At 71.4% G+C, this 21,054-nt stretch carries 23 protein-coding genes and 1 pseudogene; 11 read left to right on the top strand and 13 right to left on the bottom strand.

What is annotated here, in order from left to right:
- The first annotated feature begins 10 nt into the window (after window positions 1-10).
- Window positions 11-1,225 (top strand): pyridoxal phosphate-dependent aminotransferase, encoded by a 1,215-nt coding sequence (locus Q3Y56_RS13615; protein WP_304462194.1) that lies wholly within the window; start codon window positions 11-13, stop codon window positions 1,223-1,225.
- Window positions 1,222-1,668, top strand: coding sequence for a GNAT family N-acetyltransferase (locus Q3Y56_RS13610; protein WP_304462193.1), 447 nt, complete (start codon window positions 1,222-1,224; stop codon window positions 1,666-1,668). Before Q3Y56_RS13615 ends, Q3Y56_RS13610 begins: the two co-directional genes overlap by 4 nt.
- A 94-nt stretch (window positions 1,669-1,762) precedes the next feature.
- Here Q3Y56_RS13610 and Q3Y56_RS13605 read toward each other — a convergent pair whose 3' ends face one another.
- Window positions 1,763-3,064, bottom strand: coding sequence for an MFS transporter (locus tag Q3Y56_RS13605; protein WP_304462192.1), 1,302 nt, complete (start codon window positions 3,062-3,064; stop codon window positions 1,763-1,765).
- 36 nt (window positions 3,065-3,100) lie between these two features.
- Between Q3Y56_RS13605 and Q3Y56_RS13600 the strand changes: the two genes are divergently transcribed.
- Window positions 3,101-4,111, top strand: coding sequence for a LysR family transcriptional regulator (locus tag Q3Y56_RS13600; RefSeq protein ID WP_304462191.1), 1,011 nt, complete (start codon window positions 3,101-3,103; stop codon window positions 4,109-4,111).
- A gap of 27 nt (window positions 4,112-4,138) precedes the next feature.
- Here the strand turns inward: Q3Y56_RS13600 and Q3Y56_RS13595 are convergent, their stop codons facing one another.
- Window positions 4,139-4,900 carry a S9 family peptidase gene (locus Q3Y56_RS13595; RefSeq protein WP_304462190.1) on the bottom strand — a complete coding sequence of 254 codons (762 nt, stop codon included), beginning with the start codon at window positions 4,898-4,900 and terminating at the stop codon, window positions 4,139-4,141.
- A gap of 103 nt (window positions 4,901-5,003) precedes the next feature.
- On the opposite strand from Q3Y56_RS13595, the gene Q3Y56_RS13590 reads away from it, so the two are divergent.
- The 3 genes from Q3Y56_RS13590 to Q3Y56_RS13580 all read left to right on the top strand — a co-directional run bounded on the left by Q3Y56_RS13590 (window position 5,004) and on the right by Q3Y56_RS13580 (window position 7,641).
- Entirely contained in the window at window positions 5,004-6,182 is a 1,179-nt protein-coding gene (locus Q3Y56_RS13590; RefSeq protein WP_304462189.1) for an adenosine deaminase, read from the top strand.
- A gap of 123 nt (window positions 6,183-6,305) precedes the next feature.
- On the top strand, window positions 6,306-6,641 hold the full coding sequence (locus tag Q3Y56_RS13585) for a hypothetical protein (RefSeq protein ID WP_304462188.1): 336 nt from the start codon (window positions 6,306-6,308) through the stop codon (window positions 6,639-6,641).
- Between the two features lie 151 nt (window positions 6,642-6,792).
- Window positions 6,793-7,641, top strand: coding sequence for a hypothetical protein (locus Q3Y56_RS13580; RefSeq protein ID WP_304462187.1), 849 nt, complete (start codon window positions 6,793-6,795; stop codon window positions 7,639-7,641).
- A 79-nt stretch (window positions 7,642-7,720) separates the two neighbouring features.
- Here Q3Y56_RS13580 and Q3Y56_RS13575 read toward each other — a convergent pair.
- The 4 genes and pseudogenes from Q3Y56_RS13575 to afsQ1 all read right to left on the bottom strand — a co-directional run.
- Window positions 7,721-8,185, bottom strand: a pseudogene (locus Q3Y56_RS13575) (VanZ family protein); the annotation flags it as partial.
- Between the two features lie 88 nt (window positions 8,186-8,273).
- Entirely contained in the window at window positions 8,274-8,888 is a 615-nt protein-coding gene (locus Q3Y56_RS13570; RefSeq protein ID WP_304462186.1) for a hypothetical protein, read from the bottom strand.
- The gene (locus Q3Y56_RS13565; protein ID WP_304465595.1) at window positions 8,885-10,360 is read right to left on the bottom strand and encodes a HAMP domain-containing sensor histidine kinase; all 1,476 of its coding nucleotides are present in this window, start codon (window positions 10,358-10,360) and stop codon (window positions 8,885-8,887) included. Before Q3Y56_RS13565 ends, Q3Y56_RS13570 begins: the two co-directional genes overlap by 4 nt.
- Before the next feature lie 136 nt (window positions 10,361-10,496).
- Complete coding sequence (afsQ1, locus tag Q3Y56_RS13560; protein WP_304462185.1) at window positions 10,497-11,174, bottom strand: two-component system response regulator AfsQ1; 678 nt, start codon at window positions 11,172-11,174, stop codon at window positions 10,497-10,499.
- 217 nt (window positions 11,175-11,391) lie between these two features.
- Between afsQ1 and Q3Y56_RS13555 the strand changes: the two genes are divergently transcribed.
- Complete coding sequence (locus Q3Y56_RS13555; protein ID WP_304462184.1) at window positions 11,392-12,156, top strand: SigE family RNA polymerase sigma factor; 765 nt, start codon at window positions 11,392-11,394, stop codon at window positions 12,154-12,156.
- A gap of 146 nt (window positions 12,157-12,302) precedes the next feature.
- Here the strand turns inward: Q3Y56_RS13555 and Q3Y56_RS13550 are convergent, their stop codons facing one another.
- Window positions 12,303-12,932, bottom strand: coding sequence for an ATP-binding protein (locus Q3Y56_RS13550; RefSeq protein ID WP_304462183.1), 630 nt, complete (start codon window positions 12,930-12,932; stop codon window positions 12,303-12,305).
- Between the two features lie 126 nt (window positions 12,933-13,058).
- On the opposite strand from Q3Y56_RS13550, the gene Q3Y56_RS13545 reads away from it, so the two are divergent.
- Complete coding sequence (locus tag Q3Y56_RS13545) at window positions 13,059-13,493, top strand: hypothetical protein (protein WP_304462182.1); 435 nt, start codon at window positions 13,059-13,061, stop codon at window positions 13,491-13,493.
- A 264-nt stretch (window positions 13,494-13,757) separates the two neighbouring features.
- On the opposite strand, the gene Q3Y56_RS13540 is transcribed toward Q3Y56_RS13545, so the two are convergent.
- From Q3Y56_RS13540 to Q3Y56_RS13515, 6 genes are all read right to left on the bottom strand, one after another.
- Entirely contained in the window at window positions 13,758-14,630 is an 873-nt protein-coding gene (locus tag Q3Y56_RS13540; RefSeq protein WP_304462181.1) for an aldehyde dehydrogenase family protein, read from the bottom strand.
- Window positions 14,623-16,056 carry an aldehyde dehydrogenase family protein gene (locus Q3Y56_RS13535; protein WP_304462180.1) on the bottom strand — a complete coding sequence of 478 codons (1,434 nt, stop codon included), beginning with the start codon at window positions 16,054-16,056 and terminating at the stop codon, window positions 14,623-14,625. The genes Q3Y56_RS13540 and Q3Y56_RS13535 overlap by 8 nt, the downstream gene beginning before the upstream one ends.
- A 7-nt stretch (window positions 16,057-16,063) precedes the next feature.
- Complete coding sequence (gene deoC / locus Q3Y56_RS13530) at window positions 16,064-17,059, bottom strand: deoxyribose-phosphate aldolase (RefSeq protein WP_304465594.1); 996 nt, start codon at window positions 17,057-17,059, stop codon at window positions 16,064-16,066.
- A 484-nt stretch (window positions 17,060-17,543) separates the two neighbouring features.
- Entirely contained in the window at window positions 17,544-17,960 is a 417-nt protein-coding gene (locus tag Q3Y56_RS13525) for a DNA-binding protein (RefSeq protein ID WP_304462179.1), read from the bottom strand.
- On the bottom strand, window positions 17,936-18,298 hold the full coding sequence (locus Q3Y56_RS13520) for an acyl-CoA carboxylase epsilon subunit (protein WP_304462178.1): 363 nt from the start codon (window positions 18,296-18,298) through the stop codon (window positions 17,936-17,938). Before Q3Y56_RS13520 ends, Q3Y56_RS13525 begins: the two co-directional genes overlap by 25 nt.
- Window positions 18,299-18,406: 108 nt before the next feature.
- Complete coding sequence (locus Q3Y56_RS13515; protein WP_304462177.1) at window positions 18,407-18,760, bottom strand: hypothetical protein; 354 nt, start codon at window positions 18,758-18,760, stop codon at window positions 18,407-18,409.
- Between the two features lie 122 nt (window positions 18,761-18,882).
- Here Q3Y56_RS13515 and Q3Y56_RS13510 point away from each other — a divergent pair, with 122 nt between their 5' ends.
- The 3 genes from Q3Y56_RS13510 (at window position 18,883) to Q3Y56_RS13500 (ending at window position 21,043) form a co-directional block, all read left to right on the top strand.
- Window positions 18,883-19,695, top strand: a complete 813-nt coding sequence (locus tag Q3Y56_RS13510) for a helix-turn-helix transcriptional regulator (RefSeq protein ID WP_304462176.1) — start codon at window positions 18,883-18,885, stop codon at window positions 19,693-19,695.
- Complete coding sequence (locus Q3Y56_RS13505; protein ID WP_304462175.1) at window positions 19,692-19,937, top strand: DUF397 domain-containing protein; 246 nt, start codon at window positions 19,692-19,694, stop codon at window positions 19,935-19,937. Before Q3Y56_RS13510 ends, Q3Y56_RS13505 begins: the two co-directional genes overlap by 4 nt.
- A gap of 254 nt (window positions 19,938-20,191) precedes the next feature.
- Entirely contained in the window at window positions 20,192-21,043 is an 852-nt protein-coding gene (locus Q3Y56_RS13500; RefSeq protein ID WP_304462174.1) for a GntR family transcriptional regulator, read from the top strand.
- Window positions 21,044-21,054 lie beyond the last annotated feature (11 nt).

The following is a 21,054-nucleotide window of genomic DNA, read 5'->3' as shown; positions in this document are numbered from 1 at the left end:
GAGCCAGCGCATGGAGTTCCGGCAGTCGAGCAAGCTCAGCGAGGTCTGCTACGAGATCCGCGGGCCGGTGATCGAGCACGCCGACGCCCTGGAGGAGGCCGGGCACAGCGTGCTGCGCCTGAACACCGGCAACCCCGCGCTCTTCGGGTTCGAGGCCCCGGAGGAGATCCTCCAGGACATGATCCGGATGCTGCCGCGGGCGCACGGCTACACCGACTCGCGCGGCATCCTCCCCGCCCGCCGCGCCGTGGCCCAGCACTACCAGCAGCGCGGCCTGGCCGACGTCGGCGTCGACGACGTCTTCCTGGGCAACGGAGTCTCCGAGCTGGTCTCCATGGCCGTGCAGGCGCTGGTGGAGGACGGCGACGAGATCCTCATCCCGGCGCCCGACTTCCCGCTGTGGACCGCGGTCACCACGCTCGCGGGCGGCAAGCCCGTGCACTACGTGTGCGACGAGTCCGCCGACTGGTACCCCGACCTCGACGACATGGCGTCGAAGATCACCGACCGGACCAAGGCCGTCGTGATCATCAACCCCAACAACCCCACCGGGGCGGTCTATCCGCGCGAGATCCTCGACGGGATCCTCGACCTCGCCCGCCGCCACCACCTGATGGTCTTCTCCGACGAGATCTACGACAAGATCCTCTACGACGGCGCGGTCCACCACCACACCGCCGTCCTCGCCCCGGACCTGGTCTGCCTGACGTTCAGCGGCCTGTCGAAGGCGTACCGGGTCGCCGGATTCCGCTCCGGCTGGGTCGTGGTCAGCGGCCCGAAGCAGCACGCCCGCAACTACCTGGAGGGCCTGACGATGCTCGCCTCCATGCGGCTGTGCGCCAACGCCCCGGCGCAGTACGCCATCCAGGCCGCGCTCGGCGGGCGGCAGAGCATCGAGGACCTGGTCCTGCCGGGCGGCCGGCTGCACGAACAGCGCGACCGGGCCTGGGAGAAGCTCAACGAGATCCCGGGCGTCTCGTGCGTGAAGCCCCGGGGCGCGCTGTACGCGTTCCCGCGGCTCGACCCGAAGGTGTACCCGATCCACGACGACGAGAAGTTCGTCCTGGACCTGCTGCTGCGCGAGAAGATCCAGGTGGTCCAGGGCACCGGCTTCAACTGGCCCCGCCCCGACCACTTCCGCATCCTCACGCTGCCCTACGCCGACGACCTGGAGGCGGGCATCGGCCGCATCGGCCGTTTCCTGAGCGGATATCGTCAGTCATGACCATCAACTGGCCTGTTGTGGCCGTCAGTCTGCCCGGACCGTACGAGATCTCGACCGAGCGGGACCGGCTCGACCTCGCCCAGGTGCACCAGTGGCTGTCCACCGACACCTACTGGGCCACCGGCCGCAGCCTGGAGACCGTCGAACGCGCCATGGAGACCTCCCTGAACCTCGGCGTCTACGACGCCGAGGGCACCCAGGTCGGCTATGCGCGCGTCGTCACCGACCTGGCCACCTTCGGTTGGCTGTGCGATGTCTACGTCTCCCGCGGCCACCGAGGGAACGGCATCGGCGGCGCCCTGGCGGCGGCGGCCCGCGACTGCCTGGCCCCGTACGGGCTCCGGCGGATCCTGCTCTCCACGGATGGCGCCCAGCCGATCTACGCGAAGGCGGGCTTCACGCCGCTGCCCGAGACCCCGGAGTACATGCAGTTCGCGTACTGACACCACGGGCGCGTCCGTGCGACATGGCGACGGCCCGCCCCCCACCGATGCGGGGAGCGGGCCGCGGCCGTACCGGCGCCGGGCGCCCGCGCGGTCAGCGGGCCGCCGCCGGGGCGCGCCGCGCCACGAGCGCCTTGCGCGTCGCGTACAGCGTGATGCCCGCCGCGCCGACCATCGCCGACAGCCCCAGCACCACGGTGCCCTCCCAGCCGGCCGCGTTGAAGGCGACGGCGCCCAGCGCCCCGCCCGCGCTGCTGCCCAGGTAGTACGCGGTCTGGTAGAGCGCCGACGCCTGGGCGCGGCCCGTGGTGGCCGCCCGGCTCACCGACGACGACGCCACCGCGTGGCCCGCGAAGAAGCCCGCGGTGATCAGGACGAGGCCGAGCAGCACCGCGCCCAGCGAGTCGGTCAGCGTCAGCAGCAGACCGGTGGCCGTGGTGCCCACCGCCAGGTACAGCGCGCCGCGCCGCCCCAGCCGGCCGACCAGCTGCCCGGCCGCCGCCGAGGACGCCGTACCCACCAGGTAGACCAGGAAGACGGAGCCGACCACGCCCTGCGGCAGGTGGAACGGCTCGCCCGCCAGCCGGTAGCCGATCACCGTGTACACCGCACCGAACACGGTCATGAACAGCGCGCCGATCGCGTACAGCCGGCACAGCAGCGGATCCGACAGGTGCCCGGCGACGGTACGGGCCACCGCGCGCGGGCTCAGCGGACTCGGCCGGAAGTGCCGCGCCTTGGGGATCAGCAGCCGGAAGACCACGACCGAGGCCACGGCCAGGGCGGCCACCGCGCCCAGCGCCGCCCGCCAGCCCCACGCCTGCGCCACCCAGCCGGTGACGATCCGGCCCGACATGCCGCCGATGCTGTTGCCCGCGACAAAGAGGCCGATCGCGCCGATCAGCGCCTTCGGGCGCACCTCCTCCGCCAGGTACGCCATCGCCGCGGCCGGCAGTCCGGCCAGCGCCACGCCCTGCACCGCGCGCAGCCCGATCAGCCAGCCGAGGTCGGGCGCGAACGGGATCAGCAGCGACATCAGCGCCGCGCCGCACAGCGAGGCGGTCATCATCGCCCGGCGGCCGAACCGGTCGGACAGCACGCTCAGCGGCAGCACCGCCAGCGCGAGCGCGCCCGTCGCGGCGGAGACGGTCCAGCTGGCCTGGTCCGGCGACACCCCGAGGTCGGCGGAGATCGCGGGCAGCAGGGCCTGGGTGCTGTACAGCAGCGCGAAGGTGGCGACTCCGGCGGCGAAGAGGGCGAAGCTCATCCGGCGGTAGCCGGGGCCGCCCGGGCGCAGCCGCTCGTCGGAGCCGGCGGCGGAGTCGGTGGAAAGGGACGGCGAGGGAGAGGCGCCCACACGGATGACGGTGGACGCCCCGGTATCAGCAGGAGGCATGCCACGAATGTATGTACGGTCCGTCTCATGCGTCCAATGCACAGAACGTCCATAATCGATGCTGTGCAGCATGAGCAGAGGTCAGCGCGGTCGGTGTCACGCGTCCGCAACGAAAAAGACACCGCGGTGACAGTCGACGCCGAGCACGGATCGTGGGCGGCCGAGCTGGCGCCGCGCCTGGCGCAGTTCGCCGCCGTCGCCCGCCACGAGCACGTCACGCGCGCCGCGCAGGAACTCGGCGTACCGCAGTCCACCCTCAGCCGCGCCATGGCCCGGCTCGAACAGGACCTGGGCGTCGCGCTGTTCGCCCGGCGCGGCCGCGCGGTCGCGCTCACCCCGGCGGGCCGCACCTTCCTGCTCTCCACCGAGCGCGCGCTGGCGGAGGTGGAGCGCGCCGCCGAATCGGTGCGGGCCGACGCCGACCCGGCGGGCGGCAAGGTCGCCTTCGGCTTCCTGCACACCCTCGGCACCGAGACCGTACCCGGACTGATCCGCGCCTTCCGCGTCGAGCACCCCCGCGTCCGCTTCCAACTCGTCCAGAACTACGGCGAGGCGATGATCGACCGGCTGCGCGCCGGGGAGCTGGACCTGTGCCTGACCTCGCCGGTCCCGGACGCCCCCGACCTGGTCGCCCGCCGGCTGGACGAGCAGCGGCTGCGGCTGGTCGTCCCCGACGACCACCGGCTCGCCCGGCGCAAGCGCGTGCGGCTGGCCGAGGCGTCGGCCGAACTGTTCGTCACCCTGGAGCCGGGCTTCGGGCTGCGCCGGATCACCGACGCGCTGTGCGCGGAGGCCGGGTTCACCCCGCGGGTCGCCTTCGAGGGCGAGGAGGCGGAGACCCTGCGCGGCCTGGTCGCCGCCGGTCTCGGCGTCGCCCTCCTGCCGCCCCCGGCGGTGCCGCGGCCGGGCGTCGCCGAGCTCACCGTCACCGCGCCGCGCGCGGTCCGGGAGATCGGCGTGGCGTGGCTGGAGGGCCACCCGGACACGCCCCCGGTGGCCGCGTTCAAGCGCTTTCTGCTGGCCCAACGGGGCCGCCTGCTGGCCTGACCGACGGTCCTCCGGTCCGCCGACCGGTCAGCGGTTCGTACGGCCGAAGCCCGCCGCCAGGGGCATCCGCAGGCCCAGCGGCGGCGGCGCCGCCAGCGCGTCGGTGAGCGGGCGCGAGAAGCCGTGCCCGAAGAGGGAGCCGAGGGCGAAGTCGGTGGACAGGGCCAGCACTTCCCGCATCCGCGCCCCGAAGGAGTGGTCCTCGGTGTGCACCTCGAACCGACACACGTCCCGGTTGGCCTTCTTCGCCCGCTCCGCGAACCGGTAGGACAGGTCGGGGGTGGTCCGTTCGTCGTCCGTGCCGTGCACGATGAGCACCTGCCGGCCGACCAGCTGCTTGACCGGGTCGGGGTCCAGGACCGCCTCCCGCTCGGGGATCCACGGCGCCAGCGCCAACACGGAGGCGACGGCCGGGTGTCCCGCGGCGCGCAGCGCGGCGCGGGCGCCGATGCCGCGGCCCGCCAGGCACACCGGAATGTCGCCGTAGCGCCGTACGACCTCGTCGGCCGCCCAGCCCGCGTCCACCACCGGGTGCGCCGCCGAACCGTTCCAGCCCTGGTAGCGGTAGCGGACGACATGGGCGGTCAGCCCGTCGGCGGCGCCCGCCCTGACGAGCTCGCGCGCCAGCGGGCGCGCGCTCATCGCGGCCAGCCAGGAGCCCCGCCGGGTCCCCTCGGCGGCCCCGCCCGGCAGCACCAGCACCACGCCGTGCGTGGTGCGGCCACCGGCCGCCGCGCCCATCGGACGTCCCAGTCGGGCTTCCCGTTCCGGCAACGTTTGCTGACCCATGGCGACACGATGGCAGACACACGGGTGTACTCCACCCCGCGTTGTGGTCACTGTTGCGTATCGTTCACGAGCGATCTACGCGCGTAGGGGCTATGGTGCGGAGATGACGAGCGAGAACATCGAACTCCCCACGGAACGCCCCACCCCGGAACAGATCCGCCGCGCCCCCAAGGTGCTGCTCCACGACCACCTCGACGGCGGGCTCCGCCCCGGCACGATCGTCGACCTGGCTCGCGCGGTCGGCTACGACGCCCTGCCGGAGACCGACCCGGAGAAGCTCGGCGTCTGGTTCCGCGAGGCCGCCGACTCCGGATCGCTGGAGCGCTACCTCGAGACCTTCTCGCACACCTGCGCCGTCATGCAGACCCGTGAAGCCCTGGTGCGGGTCGCCGCCGAGTGTGCCGAGGACCTCGCCGCGGACGGGGTCGTCTACGCCGAGGTGCGATACGCCCCCGAGCAGCACCTGGAGGCCGGCCTGACCCTGGAGCAGGTGGTCGAGGCGGTCAACGAGGGCTTCCGCGAGGGCGAGCGGCGGGCCAAGGCGAACGGCCACCGCATCCGGGTGGGCGCGCTGCTCACCGCCATGCGGCACGCCGCCCGCGCCCTGGAGATCGCCGAACTGGCCAACCGCTACCGCGACCTGGGCGTCGTCGGCTTCGACATCGCGGGCGCCGAGGCGGGCTTCCCACCCACCCGCCACCTGGACGCGTTCGAGTACCTCAAGCGGGAGAACAACCACTTCACCATCCACGCGGGCGAGGCGTTCGGCCTGCCGTCCATCTGGCAGGCGCTCCAGTGGTGCGGCGCCGACCGGCTCGGCCACGGCGTCCGCATCATCGACGACATCGAGGTCGCCGAGGACGGCACGGTCCGGCTGGGCCGGCTGGCGAACTACGTCCGCGACAAGCGCATCCCGCTGGAGATGTGCCCCACCTCCAACCTCCAGACGGGCGCGGCCACTTCGTACGCCGAACACCCCATCGGCCTGCTGCGCCGGCTGCACTTCCGGATCACGGTGAATACCGACAACCGGCTGATGAGCGGCACGAGCATGAGCCAGGAATTCGAGCACCTGGTCTCGACGTTCGCCTACACGCTCGACGACATGCAGTGGTTCACCGTCAATGCGATGAAATCCGCATTCATTCCATTCGGCGAACGTCTGGCCATGATCAATGACGTCATCAAGCCCGGATATGCCGAGCTGAAGTCCGAATGGCTGTTCCGGCAGACGGCCGCGGCATCCCCGATGACCAGCGGATCTGCCCCTGAGCAGGGCTGATTGCCGTTAAAAAGAAAAAACGGCCGGGAGGAAACTCCCGGCCGTTTCGATGTTTGCGACGGGGACAAAAGCCTGGCAATTTGTGCGATGCCGCTCAAGATCCCTATCAAGGACAGAATTCATATGAAGCAGGGAACCATCAAGAGCCTCGGTGTGCTTGCGCTCGGTGCCGCGGCGGTCGCCGCCGGGTCCGGTTCGGCCTCCGCGCTCGGCGCCGGTGACGTCACCCGGCCCGCGACCGGAGCGCTCTCGCCCGCCGCCACCAACCAGGCCGTCGGCACGGTGATGCAGAAGGCGGCCCCCGGCCCGCTGATGGACAAGGCGTCGGGCCCGCTCCAGCAGTCGCAGGCGCAGGTGAACCGGGGACTGCTGGGCGGTCTCGCGCCCAGCCTCAACAAGGTCGTGTCGGTCACCGGCTTCAATCTCCCGGCCGGACCCGGCGGCCCCCTCGGGCTTTGAGCAGCCCCGGACACGGTGACCACGTGGTGGGTCCCACACCCGCGACCGGGTGTGCGGCCCACCTGCCATATGTCAACATCGCAGGTCGGTACGGCGCGCGGCGCGGTCCGGCGCGGTACGGCGACGATCGACAGGGTGAACAGAGTTGTTCATGGACACGGACAAGCGGATGAGCGGGCCGCGCAGAGCGGCCCTGGCGGCACTGGTGACCCTGTCGGCCCTCGGGCTCACCACCGCCTGCGGCGGCTCTGACGGGGACGACGCCAAGGGCCGGTCCCCACTGGAGCCGTACGCCCTGGTCACGAAGGACCTCACCGGCTACACGGTCACCGCCGGCAAGGCCGACAACTGGTCCAGCGGGCAGCCGGAGGCCGACAGGCCCGAGTGCCGGCCGCTCGCCCACGCCACCGGCGACAAGCCGAGCCCGGACGCGAAGGACACCGTCGCCCGCGGCGTCAACAAGACCGCCGACCCTGCGAAGGGCGTCTCGGTCAGCCTCAGCTCGTACTCCGCCAAGCGCGCCAAGAGCCTCATCGGCGACATCGAGGCGGCCCTCGCCGACTGCCGTTCGGGCTTCGAGGCCACCCTCAAGAAGGCCACGACCCGGTACACCAAGGTCCATGCGGAGAAGGCGCCGTCCTTTGGTGACGACGCGGTCGCCTACAGCATGGCGGCCACGTCCCAGGGCGACAAGATCGTGATGAACTTCGTGGCAGTGCGCTCGGACCGGACCGTCGCCCTGTTCGCGGGCTTCGACCTCAGGGACTACGGCAAGGGCTTCAAGGTGCCCGAGCACGTCGTCGAACGGCAGCTCGCGAAGCTGGAGAAGCTCAGGAAGCCCGCGCAGCCGGGGAAGTCCGGGAGCCCGGGGAAGTCCGGGACGCCGGAGAAGTCCGGGAGCCCGGAGAAGAAGCCCGAGCCGCCGAAGAAGTCCGAGGCCCCGGAGAAGAAGCCGGAGAGGCCGGAGACGCCGGAGAAGAAGCCGGAGAAGTCGGAGTAGCCGCGGCTCCGCCGCGGACCCCGGACGCCGAACTCCCCCGGACAGAGCCTGGGGGAGTTCGACGGCGCGTGTGCTCGGCTCGGCGGCGGAGCCGGGCCCGTACGGCCGGGACCACCGTCAGGTGCGCCACCGCCACCCCGACCGTGTTGAGCAGCACCGCGTCCGCGTTGATCATCTGGCCGGTGGTCCAGCTCCGCGCCAACTCCAGCGCCAGCGACGTCATCGCGCCGGTGAACACGGTGCGCGCCATCGAGGTGACCGTACCGGCGTCCGCCCGGCCCCCGGCCAGCGGCAGCAGCACGCCCAGCGGGGTCAGCAGCAGCAGTGCGCCGCCGATGCTGCGGGTCGCCTGCCACGGCCCGAGCGCCAGGTCGGCGCGGATCGAGGCCAGCGGCTCCAGCGTCGATGCCGACACCCACGGCGCGGTGAGCGGGCGCAGGGTCAGCCAGCACACGAACGCGAGGTGCGCGAGGAGGAGGGCGAACCCCGCGGCGCGGAAGCGCAATGCGGCCGTACGGCCGGAACCATGACCCTGCACGCCCATCCAGACGCGCGCCGCGGGGCCCTCGGTTCCGTATCCAGCACGCTGGTCAGAACCCGGTTACCGACGGGTCCGCCCGCGGAGCGCGGGCTCAGCCGACCGGCATGCCGGAGACGAACGCCTTCTCCGGGTGGTCCCGCAGGTGCGCGCTGCACTCGTAGCGCTGCACCGGTTCCTCGCGGTCGGGCCCGCTCAGCAGCACCTCGTGCTGCCCGCCGGACGCCGCCGAGCCCGCGAACGTGCACACCACCTGCGCCAGCGCCGCCGCCGGCAGGTCGGCGGGCGGCAGGCTCAGCCGCAGGGTGCGGGCCGGGTCGCCCTCGGCGGGCCCCGACACCTCGAGGTCCTCCCGCACCTGGGTGTCGAACCCCGCCTCCGCCTCCGCTGCCGACGGCTGCTCCTGGAGCTGTTCGAGCAGGTCGCGGGCGGCCCGCAGGGGCTCGTCGGCCGCGTACGCGTCGGCGTTGCGGGAGCTGCGCTGCACGGTGTGCAGCTGCGAGGCGCACACCAGGAACACCGTCACGGGGACGGCCCCCGCCTGGTGCGTGGAGCGGTCCTCGGCCGGGGTCTCGCACGACACCCGGGAGGGTGCCGCCCCGGCGTCGACGGGCACCGACGTCCCGCGGATGCCGCACCCGGCGAGCAGCAGGGCCAGCGCCCCCAGCGCCATGCCGGTCGCGGCAGGTCGCCGCCGCCGAAGGCTCATCGCGGGTCCTCCTTGCCGTCGTCGTCGCCCGCGTCCCCGGGGTCGGTGTCCCCGTTGCCGACGGCCGGTGAGGAGCCGCGCGGCAGCCGCAGGGTGAAGACCGCGCCGCCGTCGGGCGAGTTCGCGGCCGTGATCTCACCGCCGTGGATGTGCGCGTTCTCCAGGGCGATCGACAGCCCGAGCCCGCTGCCCTCCGAGCGGGGCCGGGACGCGCTCGCCTTGTAGAAGCGGTCGAAGACGTGCGGCAGCACGTCCTCCGGGATGCCGGGGCCGTGGTCCCGCACCTTGATCAGCAGCTCGTCCTCCCCGGTGCGCACCGAGACCCGTACCGGCGAGCCGCCGTGCTTGAGCGCGTTCCCGATGAGGTTGGCGAGGATGACGTCCAGCCGCCGCGGGTCCAGCCGGGCCATGATCCCGCGTTCGGCGTCCAGTTCCACCGCGTCCAGCCAGGCCCGCGCGTCGATGCAGGCCGTGACCTGGTCCGCCACGTCGACGTCGTCCAGCACCAGCCGGGCGGTGCCCGCGTCGAAGCGGGTCACCTCCATCAGGTTCTCCACCAGGTCGTTCAGCCGCCGGGTCTCGCTGACCACCAGCTGCACCGCGGGGGCGATCATCGGGTCGAGCGCGTCGGCCTCCTCCTCCAGCACCTCCGTGACGGCGGTGATGGCGGTCAGCGGGGTGCGCAGCTCGTGCGACATGTCGGCGACGAAGCGGCGGCTGGACGCCTCCCGCGCGCTCAGCTCCTCGACCCGCTTCTCCAGCCGCTCCGCGGTCCGGTTGAATATCCGGGACAGATTGGCCAGCTCGTCGGAGCCGGAGACCTCCAGCCGGGTCTCCAGCTTGCCGTCGCCCCACCGCTGGGCGGCCTCGGCCAGCCGGTGCACCGGCCGCAGCACCGTGGCCGCGGCTGCCTGCGCCAGCAGCGCGGAGCCGATCAGCGCCAGCGCGGTGGCGATCCCCAGCGACCAGGCCAGCGAGTTCAGGTCCTGCCGTTCGGGCTCCAGCGACTTGAGCATGTACGCGGTCGGGCCGCCGCCGATCACCTTGGCGCCGGCCACCAGGTACGGCGTGTCGTCCTTGGTGATCCGCTGCCAGTACAGGTGGTACGGGGCGCTGTTGGCGCCGTCGACCGCGCGCTTCTCGTTCACCGCGGTCCGCAGCGTCTTGGGCACCACGTCCAGCGTGAACAGCTCCGGGGCGGAGGCCGCCGGGCAGGTCCCGGGCCCCTGCGTCGGGGAGAGCAGCAGGACGTGGTACTTCTGCGTGTTGTCGGCCATGCGGTGCGCGGCGCCCTGGAGGTCCGGGCACGAGGGCACCCGCGGCAGCGCCCCGGTGGTGTCCTTCAGCGACTTGTGGAACTCGTCCAGCGCCGCGTCCTGGGTACGGGTCAGCACGGCGTCGCGGTTGAGCCAGTACGCGATGCCGGAGGCGGACACCGCGGCGACCAGCGCCACCAGCGCGAAGACGAGCATCAGCCGCAGCCGCAGACTCAGCCAGCGCAGCAGGCCCGCCGCCCAGCCGCGGGTGCGGCCGGGTTCTTCGTTCTCGGCGCTCAACGGTTGCCTTCCCCGCCCAGGTGGCGGGCCGCCGCGCCGGCCGGGTTCGTCGTCATTGCGGGGTGTCCAGCCGGTAGCCGACGCCGCGCACCGTACGGATCAGTGTCGGCGAGGACGGCACGTCCTCCACCTTGGCGCGCAGCCGCTGGACGCAGGCGTCCACCAGCCGGGAGTCGCCCAGATAGTCGTGCTCCCACACCAGCCGCAACAGCTGCTGCCGGGACAGGGCCTGCCCGGGGCGGCGGCTGAGCTCCAGGAGGAGTCGCAGCTCGGTCGGCGTGAGCTGGAGGTCCTCCCCGTTCTTGGTGACGGTCATCGCGGAGCGGTCGATCACCAGGCTGCCGAACGCCGCGGAGTCGTTGGCCTCCCGCTCGCCGCGGCGCAGCACGGCGCGGATCCGGGCGTCCAGCACCCGGCCCTGCACCGGCTTGACCACATAGTCGTCGGCGCCCGACTCCAGGCCCACCACGACGTCGATGTCGTCGCTGCGCGCGGTGAGCAGGATGATCGGCAGCTGGTCGGTGCGCCGGATGCGGCGGCACACCTCGAAGCCGTCGATGCCGGGCAGCATCACATCCAGCACGATCAGGTCCGGCCGCTGTTCGCGCAGCAGCTGCAGACCATCCTCGCCCGTCGCCGCCGTGGCCACACGGTGGCCCTGGCGGGTCAGGGAGAGCTCGAGGGCCGTGCGGATGGCGTCGTCGTCCTCGATCAGCAACAGGAAAGGCACGTTGGTCATTCTGGACTACAGGGGGGCTCCAGTTCGACCTGCCCCGAGCTCCTCCGGTGTGCCCCCACGCCGTCCACACACCACCTCCGCCTGTGACAGCCCTGTGACAGACGGAGGACACCGCCATGAAACTGGCCCGGCAAAGTTTTCTGCACCGGGAGGACGACGGCCCGGAAGCCAGCGGAAACAAGCAGGCTCCACCGACGGGGGGCGCGAGATGAGCACACTGCACAGCACGAAAACCAGCGCAGTCATTCGCACGCGCCGCCACGACGCCGGTCGGAGCACGGAGAAGTCCGGTGTCGTGAGCGGGCGGGGGTGCGCTCGCGGCACCGGACGTCAGCGGCCGCCGTACATGGTGGCCATTGACGGGAGCCTGGCGGGGGCCAAGGGGGGCAACGGGGGAAGCTCGTACGGGGAGGTATCGGGGGAGCGGCACGCCGCGACGTGCACGGGGGACGCCGAAGCGGCGTTCACCGCGTACGTCCAGGAGCGCCGCGCCTCCCTGTACGCCACCGCCTACCACCTGACCGGTGACCGGTTCGAGGCCGAGGACCTGCTGCAGAGCGCGCTGTTCTCGACGTACCGGGCCTGGCACCGGATCAGCGACAAGGCGGCGGTCGGCGGCTACCTGCGGCGCACGATGACCAACCTGCACATCAGTGCCTGGCGTCGGCGCAAGCTCAACGAGTACCCGACCGAGGAACTGCCGGAGACCGTCGGGGACCAGGACGCGATGCGCGGCACCGAGCTGCGCGCCGTGCTCTGGCAGGCCCTGGCCCGGCTGCCCGAGACGCAGCGCACGATGCTCGTCCTGCGCTACTACGAGGGCCGGACAGACCCGGAGATCGCGGACATTCTCAACATCAGTGTCGGAACGGTCAAAAGCAGCATCTGGCGCTCGCTGCGCCGGCTGCGCGAGGACGACGTCCTCAGCTTCGGCCGGGACGAGGAAGAGTCCTTCGGCGAACTGGTCGCCTGACCGGGGAGCGAAGGTACGGGGGAAAACGGGGGATACGGGGGAACACGGGGGAGAGCACGGGGGATAGTGGGGCCGGACAGCCGGGGAGTCTGTCCGGCCCTGCTTCTTTGCGGGTTCGGGGGTGAAGCCCCCGGAAAAAAGAGAGCTCAGCCGCGGACCGGCTCGCGGCGCTGCCCCGCGGCCGCCGACGCGATCCGCCCCATCGCCTCCGCCTTGCCGCACGCGTAGGCGCCGAGCGCCGTCTGCCGGGCCACCACGCCGCGTTCGGCGCGCAGCAGCCGCCAGCCGCGGCGCAGCAGATACGGCACCGACTTGCGGCCCTCCCGCAGGTCGCGCAGGAGCCTTCGCCGGAACGTGGTGGACGGCCGACCGCACAGGCACAGCGCGTCGGCCAGCACGCCCAGTTCCCGGCACGCCTCGATGATGTCCGCGGCGAAGATGCCCTCCGCGATGAACAGCGGGGTGCGGCCGATGTCGAGGAAGTCCTCGCCGACCCGCCCGTTGGCGGCGATGGAGTAGACCGGCACCTTCGCCCGTGCCGTGCTGCACAGCTCCGAGATGGCCGCCAGCGCGCCGTCCGCGTCCCACGAAAGCGGCGAGTCCCAGTCGGCGCCCCCGCCGCCCGGCAGCTGCGGCAGCGTGGGGTCGTCGCCGTCCTTGTAGAAGTCGTCGAGGTTCAGGACGGGCAGCCCCGTACGGGCGGCGAGCGACGACTTGCCGGAGCCGGACGGACCGGACAGCAGGATGACGCGGGCGGGAACGGGATGGGAGGTCACGGGACACCAGTGTGCGGCATTAGTCCGCCTGGGGGACCCTCCGGGTCCTGAGAGTGTCGGTTCCCGCCTCGCTCAACTACGCTGCGCAGTCGATCCATTACGTAAACGACCTACTGGCAGGTGGCCATGGCCTCTTCCGCACGTCACACACGCACTCCGCAGCGTCTCCGCTCGCGCGCCCTGTTCAGGGCCACACTGGCCGTCTCGGCCGCCGGTGCGGCCCTGGTCGGGAGCGGCGCGTCGGAGGCCGCGGCCACGTCCGGCTCGACGCCCGACGCGGTCAACGTCACCTCCGCGGTGCCGCTGCTCAACTCGAAGATGGTCAAGGGTCGGGGCATCACCGCGCCGGCCCCGCTGATCAACGCCCTCGGCACGCTGAAGAACCTGCAGGCCAACCCGTGGGCCAGGACGCCTGTCGACCCGCTGAACAACTCGGTCGAGACGAAGATCGCCGACTTCAAGCCGGCGGGCACCAAGTCGGTCACCGCGCCGCTGTCGAGCGGCGCCAAGATCGGTGAGATCCCGGCGACCCGCCCGGCGACCGACGCGCTGCCGGGCTGACTCCGCCTGGAGGTACGGCGCGTTGCCGGGTTGACCTCGCCCGCACGTACGGCGCGGATGACGGCGTACCCGGCGGGCGTATACGACGGCGGCTCCCGCCCGGCGTGAGCCGGTGCGGGAGCCGCCGCTCGGTACCTCGGCCCCGCGCCAGGGTCGGACGGGACCCGGCGTGCGCCCGGATCGGACGGAACCCGGCGTTGGGGGCACCCCCGGACGAAGTCCGGGGGAAGGACGAGGACCGCCTGTGCCCGGTCGGAACCGGGGTCAGATCCCGATCGGGTGCCAGACCGTCTTGGTCTCCAGGAAGGCCAGCATCCGGTCGGTGCCCGGGGCCGCCGACCAGTCCACAGCCTGTGGACGGAGCACGCGCTTGAGGTTGTCCGCGGCCGCCGTCTCCAGCGCCGTGGCCAGCTCGCCGTGCAGCTCCCCGTACGCGCCGGCCAGGTCGATCGCGTTGACGTCCTGGTGCGCGGCCAGCGGCCCCGACAGCTCCGCGGTCCGGCCGGACAGGATGTTGACCACGCCGCCGGGCACGTCGGAGGTCGCGAGCACCTCACCCAGGGAGAGGGCGGGCAGCGGGGACTTCTCGCTGGTCACCACGACGGCCGTGTTGCCGGTGACGATCACCGGGGCCAGGACGGAGACCAGGCCGAGGAAGGAGGACTCCTGCGGGGCCAGGACCGCCACCACGCCGGTCGGCTCGGGCGTGGAGAGGTTGAAGTACGGCCCGGCCACCGGGTTCGCGGAGCCCGCGATCTGGGCGACCTTGTCGGACCAGCCCGCGTACCAGACCCAGCGGTCGATGGCCGCGTCGACCTGCGCGGCCGCCTTCGACTTCGACAGCCCCTCGGCGTCCGCGACCTCCGCGGTGAACTGCTCGCGGCGGCCCTCCAGCATCTCCGCGACGCGGTAGAGGATCTGGCCGCGGTTGTAGGCGGTGGCGGCCGACCAGCCGCCGAACGCCTTGCGGGCCGCGACGACCGCGTCCCGGGCGTCCTTGCGCGACGACAGCGGGGCGTTCGCCAGCCACCTGTCCTTGGAGTCGGTCACCGCGTACACCCGCCCGCTCTCGGACCGGGGGAACTTGCCCCCGACGAACAGCTTGTAGGTCTTGAGAACGTTCAGCCGCTCAGACATTGAGGTAGGCCTCCAGACCGTGACGGCCGCCCTCGCGGCCGAAGCCCGACTCCTTGTAGCCGCCGAACGGCGAGGCCGGGTCGAACTTGTTGAACGTGTTGGCCCACACCACACCGGCCCGGAGCTGGTCCGCCATCCACAGGATGCGCGAGCCCTTCTCCGTCCAGATGCCCGCCGACAGGCCGTACGGCGTGTTGTTGGCCTTCTCCACGGCCTCGGCCGGGGTACGGAAGGTCAGCACCGACAGCACCGGGCCGAAGATCTCCTCGCGTGCGATGCGGTGCGCCTGGGTGACGCCGGTGAACAGCGTCGGCGCGAACCAGTACCCGGTGTCCGGCAGTTCGCAGGCCGGGGCCCAGCGCTCGGCGCCCTCCGCCTCGCCCGCCTCGGCCAGCGACCGGATCCGCGCCAGCTGCTCCGCGGAATTGATCGCCCCGATGTCCGTGTTCTTGTCCAGGGGGTCACCGATACGGAGCGTCGACATCCGCCGCTTGAGCGCCTCCATCAGCTCGTCGGCGACCGACTCCTGCACCAGCAGCCGGGAGCCCGCGCAGCAGACGTGGCCCTGGTTGAAGAAGATGCCGCTGACGATGCCCTCGACGGCCTGGTCGATGGGGGCGTCGTCGAAGACGATGTTCGCGGCCTTGCCGCCCAGTTCGAGGGTGAGCTTCTTGTGCGTGCCCGCGACGGTCCGCGCGATGGCCTTGCCGACCTCGGTGGAGCCGGTGAAGGCGACCTTGTCGATGCCCGGGTGCGCGACCAGCTCGGCGCCGGTCGCACCGTCGCCGGTGACGATGTTGACGACGCCCTTGGGCAGCCCGGCCTGGCGGCAGATGTCGGCGAAGAACAGCGCGGAGAGCGGCGTGGTCTCGGCAGGCTTCAGCACGACCGTATTACCGCAGGCCAGCGCCGGGGCGACCTTCCACGCCAGCATCAGCAGCGGGAAGTTCCACGGGATGACCTGCCCGGCCACGCCCAGCGGCTTCGGGTCGGCCCCGTAGCCCGCGTGCTCCAGCTTGTCGGCCCAGCCCGCGTAGTAGAAGAAGTGCGCGGCGACGGTCGGCAGGTCGAAGTCGCGCGACTCGCGGATCGGCTTGCCGTTGTCCAGCGACTCCAGCACCGCCAGCTCGCGCGAGCGCTCCTGGATGATCCGGGCGATCCGGAACAGGTACTTGGCCCGCTCGGAGCCCGGCAGCGCGGACCACTTCTCGAAGGCCTTGCGGGCGGCCTTGACCGCGCGGTCCACGTCCTCGGCGCTGCCCTGTGCGACCTGCGACAGCACCTCCTCGGAGGCGGGGGAGACGGTCTTGAAGACCTTGCCGTCGGCCGCCTCGGCGAACTCGCCGTCGATGAAGAGCCCGTACGCCGGAGCGATGTCGACGACCTCGCGCGACTCGGGCGCCGGTGCGTAACTGAATGCGTTCATGATCGGATCAGTCCACCGTCACGTAGTCGGGACCGGAGTAGCGGCCGGTGCTCAGCTTCTGGCGCTGCATGAGCAGGTCGTTGAGGAGGCTGGAGGCGCCGAAGCGGAACCAGTCCGGGGTCATCCAGAGGTCCCCGGCGGTCTCGTTGACCATCACCAGGTACTTGATGGCGTCCTTGGTGGTACGGATACCGCCCGCGGGCTTCACGCCGACCTGCACCCCGGTCAAGGCGTGGAAGTCGCGCACGGCCTCCAGCATCAGCAGGGTGACGGGCGGGGTGGCGTTGACGGCCACCTTGCCGGTCGAGGTCTTGATGAAGTCGGCGCCCGCGAGCATCGACAGCCACGAGACGCGGCGGACGTTGTCGTAGGTCTGGAGCTCGCCGGTCTCGAAGATCACCTTCAGGTGCGCGGCCGACCCGTCCGGGCGGCGGCACGCCTCCTTCACGGCCTTGATCTCCTCGAAGACGGACATGTACCGCCCGGAGAGGAAGGCCCCCCGGTCGATCACCATGTCGATCTCGTCGGCGCCCGCCGCGACGGCGTCACGCGTGTCGGCCAGCTTGACCGGCAGCGCGGCGCGCCCCGCCGGGAAGGCGGTCGCGACGGAGGCCACATGGACACCGGACCCGGCGAGGGCCTCCTTGGCGGTGGCCACCATGTCGGGGTAGACGCAGATCGCGGCCACCTTGGGGACCGTGCGGTCGGTGGGGTCGGGATGGACGCCCTTGGCGCACAGCGCCCGGACCTTGCCGGGGGTGTCCGCGCCTTCCAGGGTCGTCAGGTCGATCATGGTGATGGCGAGGTCGATGGCGTACGCCTTCGCCGTGGTCTTGATCGAGCGGGTGCCGAGAGTCGCGGCCCGGGCCTGGAGGCCGACCGCGTCGACGCCAGGCAGGCCGTGCAGGAAGCGGCGCAGCGTGGCGTCGGAGGCGGTCACGTCCGCCATCGACGACAGTCGCTCCGCGGCGTCTTTGCCGTATGCGGGAACTGTGGTGGGCATGGTCACCAGGTGAGCATATCTACGCGCGTAGCTTCCTGTCATCCCCTTGACGGGGGTCCGCGGGATGTGGCGGCGGTCACGCCCCGGCGGCGCTCGCGGCGACTCCGTGCCGACGCTGCCCCTGCTCACCCGCTTGGCCACGGCTCTGAACGCATCGCTGACCATCGGCCTGGAGGGTGTCGCTGCGGCATTCGTCTTCACCGCACACGACAGCGATCAGTCCGGAGGGGCTTCACTGAGCGGGCAATCTCCGGCTCCCTGACTCGGTGGGGTGTTCGTCCGTGTGGCGGACAGGTCGGCCGGTCCGTCGAACAGTCCCCAGTCGCGTACGCGGGGGTCCTCGCCGAGCGGTGCAGGAGGGATGGTCAAGTCCCCGGCGCGCCATTCCTGGGTGAGTGCCTCCGGTGTGCGGCCGAGCACGCCGGCGAGGTCTCGCAGGAGGGCGACCGGCGGCGAGTCGCTCTCGGCCCGCCCTGAGTCGTGGTCAGGTGGTGACGATTTCGACGACATCGCCGCAGAGCTTCTCCATGTCGTCCGCGTCTGACGTAAGGATCATGCGGCGGCCCGAGAAGCTCAGGACTGTCGCCGCTACCACAGCGTCAATCGCGTACTTGTGGCCATGTAACCCCGTGGCCGCGAGCAGCGCCATGGCGTGGCGGATGATCTTCTCCGTCGGGTAGACGATCTCAAGGCCCGAGACCGTCCAGTCGAACCTCTTCCTGTTGATCTTCTCGTGGTGGACCTCGATCAAGGTCATCCCGCTGACAGCCACGCGCATGCGGCGACGCTTCGCAAGATCGACTCGTGTGGCGACGGTGCGTTCATTTAGGGCAAGCTTCGACAGCCCTTCGCTGTCCAGGACGAGCGCGTCCTCTGTCAGCTTGCCAGCGGAGCGTGCCACTCTTCGTCGTTCCCCTTGTTCCCGGCCTCCTGGGAGGCACGCCACTTCTCGTCGGCTCGCTGGAACGCCGCATCGAACGCGGCGACCTCCTCGGCCGTGGGCTCCCCGTGTACCACTCTGGACTCGGCGATGATCTCGCTGAGACGACGCTCGCGCGCGTGCTCCGCCACGGCTTGCTCAATGGCGTAAGCCAGTTCACCGACGGTTAGGCTGGTGCCCTTGGGGCGTTCCAGCCATGCCTGGATCACATCGAGAGTGCCCTGGTGCAAGGGGAGTGTCACCTCGACGATTGGGCCTTCGCCGGGTGCGCTGGCGGGCTCCGGGTGCTCGGCGCTCATTGGGGCCTCCCCTGTTGAACGAGACGGGGTGGAGGGGGCGCGTAATCGACGCCCCGTGTTCACACAGTATCGGCGAAGACGCGATCGTGCGGGGAATCGCGCGTGGCGTCATCGGCTGTCCAAGAGCCGGGTCTCCAGGCGGGCGCCGCGGCTGTGGGCGATGCGGACGGCGTCGCGGAGGGCCTCCGAGAGGCGTACGGAGACGTAGCGGAACTCGCGGTGCGGGATGCAGGGGTCGTCCAGCATCTTGCGGGTGTGCAGCAGCAGCTCCTCGCCGATGCGGAGCTGGATCTCCTCCACGGTGTCGGCCATGTCCGAGACGAAGCCGTCGGCGCCGTCGGGCGCGGGGGCGACGTAACAGGGTTTGCCCTCGGGTGAGTTCCAGGGCAGCAAGCGGAGGCCGGGCCTCAACTGATCCTGGATCGAGGGCGGGTTGATTGGCTGATCGGGCTTCCTTGACATGGGTCCCAGCGTGTCGCGTTAGGTCTAGCCTGGTCACAGGATCGGCGTGATCGTGCGACGCTGCGTGACGGTCGTGCGATCGGTGTGCCGTGATACGACCGGCGTCAGCGAGGGGGCGTGCCGTGACCCGTAAGAAGACCCCACCCGTCAGCCTGAAGATCTTCGGGGCCCAGCACAGGATGCTGCGCGAGCGGCTGAACTGGACCATGAAGGACCTGGAGAAACGGATTCCGTACTCGGAATCGATGATCGCGATGGTGGAGCGCGGCGAGCGACCACCGAAGCCGCCGTATGTGGTGGCGGTGGATGCGGCGTTGGGTGCGATGGGGTTGCTCATCGAGGCCGCGAAGCAGATCGGGGAGCGGCCTGAGTGGGCGCAGGAGTACGCCGACCTCCAGCAGGAGGCGCTGGCGCTGCTCGTCTATTGCACGCACTTTCTGCACGGACTGTTGCAGACCGAGGAGTACGCGCGTGCCGTATTCCGGTCGCAGGTTCCCTGCCTGGAGGACGACGAGATCGAACGCGCCGTGCAGCGCCGGATGGAGAGCCAGAAGCTGCTGCACCGCAGCAAGCCCGCGCCGCGGCTGGCCTTCGTGCTGGAGGAGGCCGTGTTGCTGAAGCGGACAGGCGGCCGGTCGGTGTGGGAGGGGCAGTTGCGGCACCTGCTGAAACTCGCCCAACTGCCCCACCTTCACCTCCAGGTCATGCCGAACTCCCGCGAGACCAACGCGGGAACGGACGGGCCGTTCGTCCTGCTGGAGACCCCGGAGCACCGCACCATGGGCTACGTCGCGGGCCAGCGAGGCAGCTTCTTCGTCTCGGAGCCGGAGGACGTCAGCGTCCTCAGCCACCGGTATGGCACGATCCGATCGCAGGCCCTCGACCCCGAGGCGTCAGCGGCACTGATCGAACGCATTCTGGCGGGAGAGCGATGAGAACCGAACTCGCGTGGTTCAAGTCCAGTTACAGCGGCGGTGAGGACGAAGCCTGCGTCGAAGTCGCCGTCGAGTGGCGCAAGTCCAGTTACAGCGGCGGTGAGGGCGAAGCCTGCGTCGAGGTCGCCGCCTGTCCCGGTGTCGTGCACGTCCGCGACTCCAAGGACCGCTCCGGCCCCACCCTCACCTTCACTCCGGAGGAGTGGGCCGCCTTCGTGGAGTTCGCCGCGCAGCAGTCGTAACAGCAGCAGCGCCGCAGGTCGCACCGGGGCCCGGTCAGCCGGGTTCCGGTGGGCCGGGTGGTCTTTTAAAGGCTCTGGTAGAGGAACTTCCTCCCCACCCCACCCAACCCGTCACCCGTACAGGTGAGTTGGGCTTGACGCGAGCCGCGCTCGCGCTCCACGCTCGGCAGCAACAACCGCACACAGCATTCGGCCCCCGCCGGGACGGCAATCCCGGACGAGGGCCTGACCGATCAGGAAGTAGGCCCTTCCCGATGGCTATCGCGCAGCCTAGCGCGCCCAGCGCGCCCTGCGGTGGCGTCGTCCACGTACGCCACCGCCATACCGAGAACTTCACCATCCTCGCCAACCGCCTTGCCCAGCGCAGCGGTAGCGCGGTCACCGTCGGCGTCGCCGCGTACATCCTGTCGCTGCCCGACGGGGCGTCCATCACCGCCAAAGCCTTATGCGCCCACTTCACCGAAGGCGACATCGTCATCCGCCGCGCGCTGCGCGAACTGGAGGCGGAGGGGTGGCTGGAGCGGCGGGTCGAGCGGGGTGAGCGCGGGACGCTGGTCACGCGGACGTTCGTGTACGACCAGCCGGGCTCGGGCACCCGTGCGCGGGCGGCGGTCCGGGCCGCCGTCGCCGCCGTACCGCCGCCACGACGTGAACCTGAGTCCCGGTCCGTACCCCGGCCCGTACCCCAGTGGGGGGCTGAGTCTGCGCCCCAGCCCCGGCCCGCGCCCGAGCCGGTCGCCGCTCCCAGCCCGCAGGCCGTCGGCGTACTCGCCGCTCTGCGGCGGCGGGACGCGCGGTTGGCGTTGTCCGGGCGGGACATCGCCCGGCTGGCGCCCGCCGTAGACGCGTGGTTCGCACGTGGCGCCTGGCCGGGCGAGATCGTCGAGGCGCTGACGACCGCGCTGCCGGACCGGCTGACCGCCCGCCCGGCCGGGCTCATCGGCCACCGGCTGCGCGAGCTGCTGCCGCCGCAGCCCGTACCGGACGTCGGCCCGCGCTCCAAGCCGTCCGCGCCGCCTGTCGTGCCGCTACAGAACTGCGATGGCTGTGATCGGGCTTTTCGTGCGGCCGCGCCGGGGCGCTGCCGGGACTGCCGGGGTGGCTGAGTCGGACGAGG

It is taken from the genome of Streptomyces sp. XD-27 (assembly GCF_030553055.1).
Classification (GTDB): domain Bacteria; phylum Actinomycetota; class Actinomycetes; order Streptomycetales; family Streptomycetaceae; genus Streptomyces.
The sequence above is the reverse complement of the archived record's forward strand: the minus strand, read 5'-3'. Positions and strand labels throughout refer to the sequence as shown.

Coding starts and splice junctions, on each gene's coding strand:
- Q3Y56_RS13615 (WP_304462194.1), top strand. CDS start 11: ATGGAGTTCCGGCAGTCGAGCAAGCTCAGCGAGGTCTGCTACGAGATC.
- Q3Y56_RS13610 (WP_304462193.1), top strand. CDS start 1,222: ATGACCATCAACTGGCCTGTTGTGGCCGTCAGTCTGCCCGGACCGTAC.
- Q3Y56_RS13605 (WP_304462192.1), bottom strand. CDS start 3,064: ATGCCTCCTGCTGATACCGGGGCGTCCACCGTCATCCGTGTGGGCGCC.
- Q3Y56_RS13600 (WP_304462191.1), top strand. CDS start 3,101: ATGCACAGAACGTCCATAATCGATGCTGTGCAGCATGAGCAGAGGTCA.
- Q3Y56_RS13595 (WP_304462190.1), bottom strand. CDS start 4,900: ATGGGTCAGCAAACGTTGCCGGAACGGGAAGCCCGACTGGGACGTCCG.
- Q3Y56_RS13590 (WP_304462189.1), top strand. CDS start 5,004: ATGACGAGCGAGAACATCGAACTCCCCACGGAACGCCCCACCCCGGAA.
- Q3Y56_RS13585 (WP_304462188.1), top strand. CDS start 6,306: ATGAAGCAGGGAACCATCAAGAGCCTCGGTGTGCTTGCGCTCGGTGCC.
- Q3Y56_RS13580 (WP_304462187.1), top strand. CDS start 6,793: ATGGACACGGACAAGCGGATGAGCGGGCCGCGCAGAGCGGCCCTGGCG.
- Q3Y56_RS13570 (WP_304462186.1), bottom strand. CDS start 8,888: ATGAGCCTTCGGCGGCGGCGACCTGCCGCGACCGGCATGGCGCTGGGG.
- Q3Y56_RS13565 (WP_304465595.1), bottom strand. CDS start 10,360: ATGCTCGTCTTCGCGCTGGTGGCGCTGGTCGCCGCGGTGTCCGCCTCC.
- Q3Y56_RS13555 (WP_304462184.1), top strand. CDS start 11,392: ATGAGCACACTGCACAGCACGAAAACCAGCGCAGTCATTCGCACGCGC.
- Q3Y56_RS13545 (WP_304462182.1), top strand. CDS start 13,059: ATGGCCTCTTCCGCACGTCACACACGCACTCCGCAGCGTCTCCGCTCG.
- Q3Y56_RS13540 (WP_304462181.1), bottom strand. CDS start 14,630: ATGTCTGAGCGGCTGAACGTTCTCAAGACCTACAAGCTGTTCGTCGGG.
- Q3Y56_RS13535 (WP_304462180.1), bottom strand. CDS start 16,056: ATGAACGCATTCAGTTACGCACCGGCGCCCGAGTCGCGCGAGGTCGTC.
- deoC (WP_304465594.1), bottom strand. CDS start 17,059: ATGCCCACCACAGTTCCCGCATACGGCAAAGACGCCGCGGAGCGACTG.
- Q3Y56_RS13520 (WP_304462178.1), bottom strand. CDS start 18,298: ATGAGCGCCGAGCACCCGGAGCCCGCCAGCGCACCCGGCGAAGGCCCA.
- Q3Y56_RS13515 (WP_304462177.1), bottom strand. CDS start 18,760: ATGTCAAGGAAGCCCGATCAGCCAATCAACCCGCCCTCGATCCAGGAT.
- Q3Y56_RS13505 (WP_304462175.1), top strand. CDS start 19,692: ATGAGAACCGAACTCGCGTGGTTCAAGTCCAGTTACAGCGGCGGTGAG.
- Q3Y56_RS13500 (WP_304462174.1), top strand. CDS start 20,192: ATGGCTATCGCGCAGCCTAGCGCGCCCAGCGCGCCCTGCGGTGGCGTC.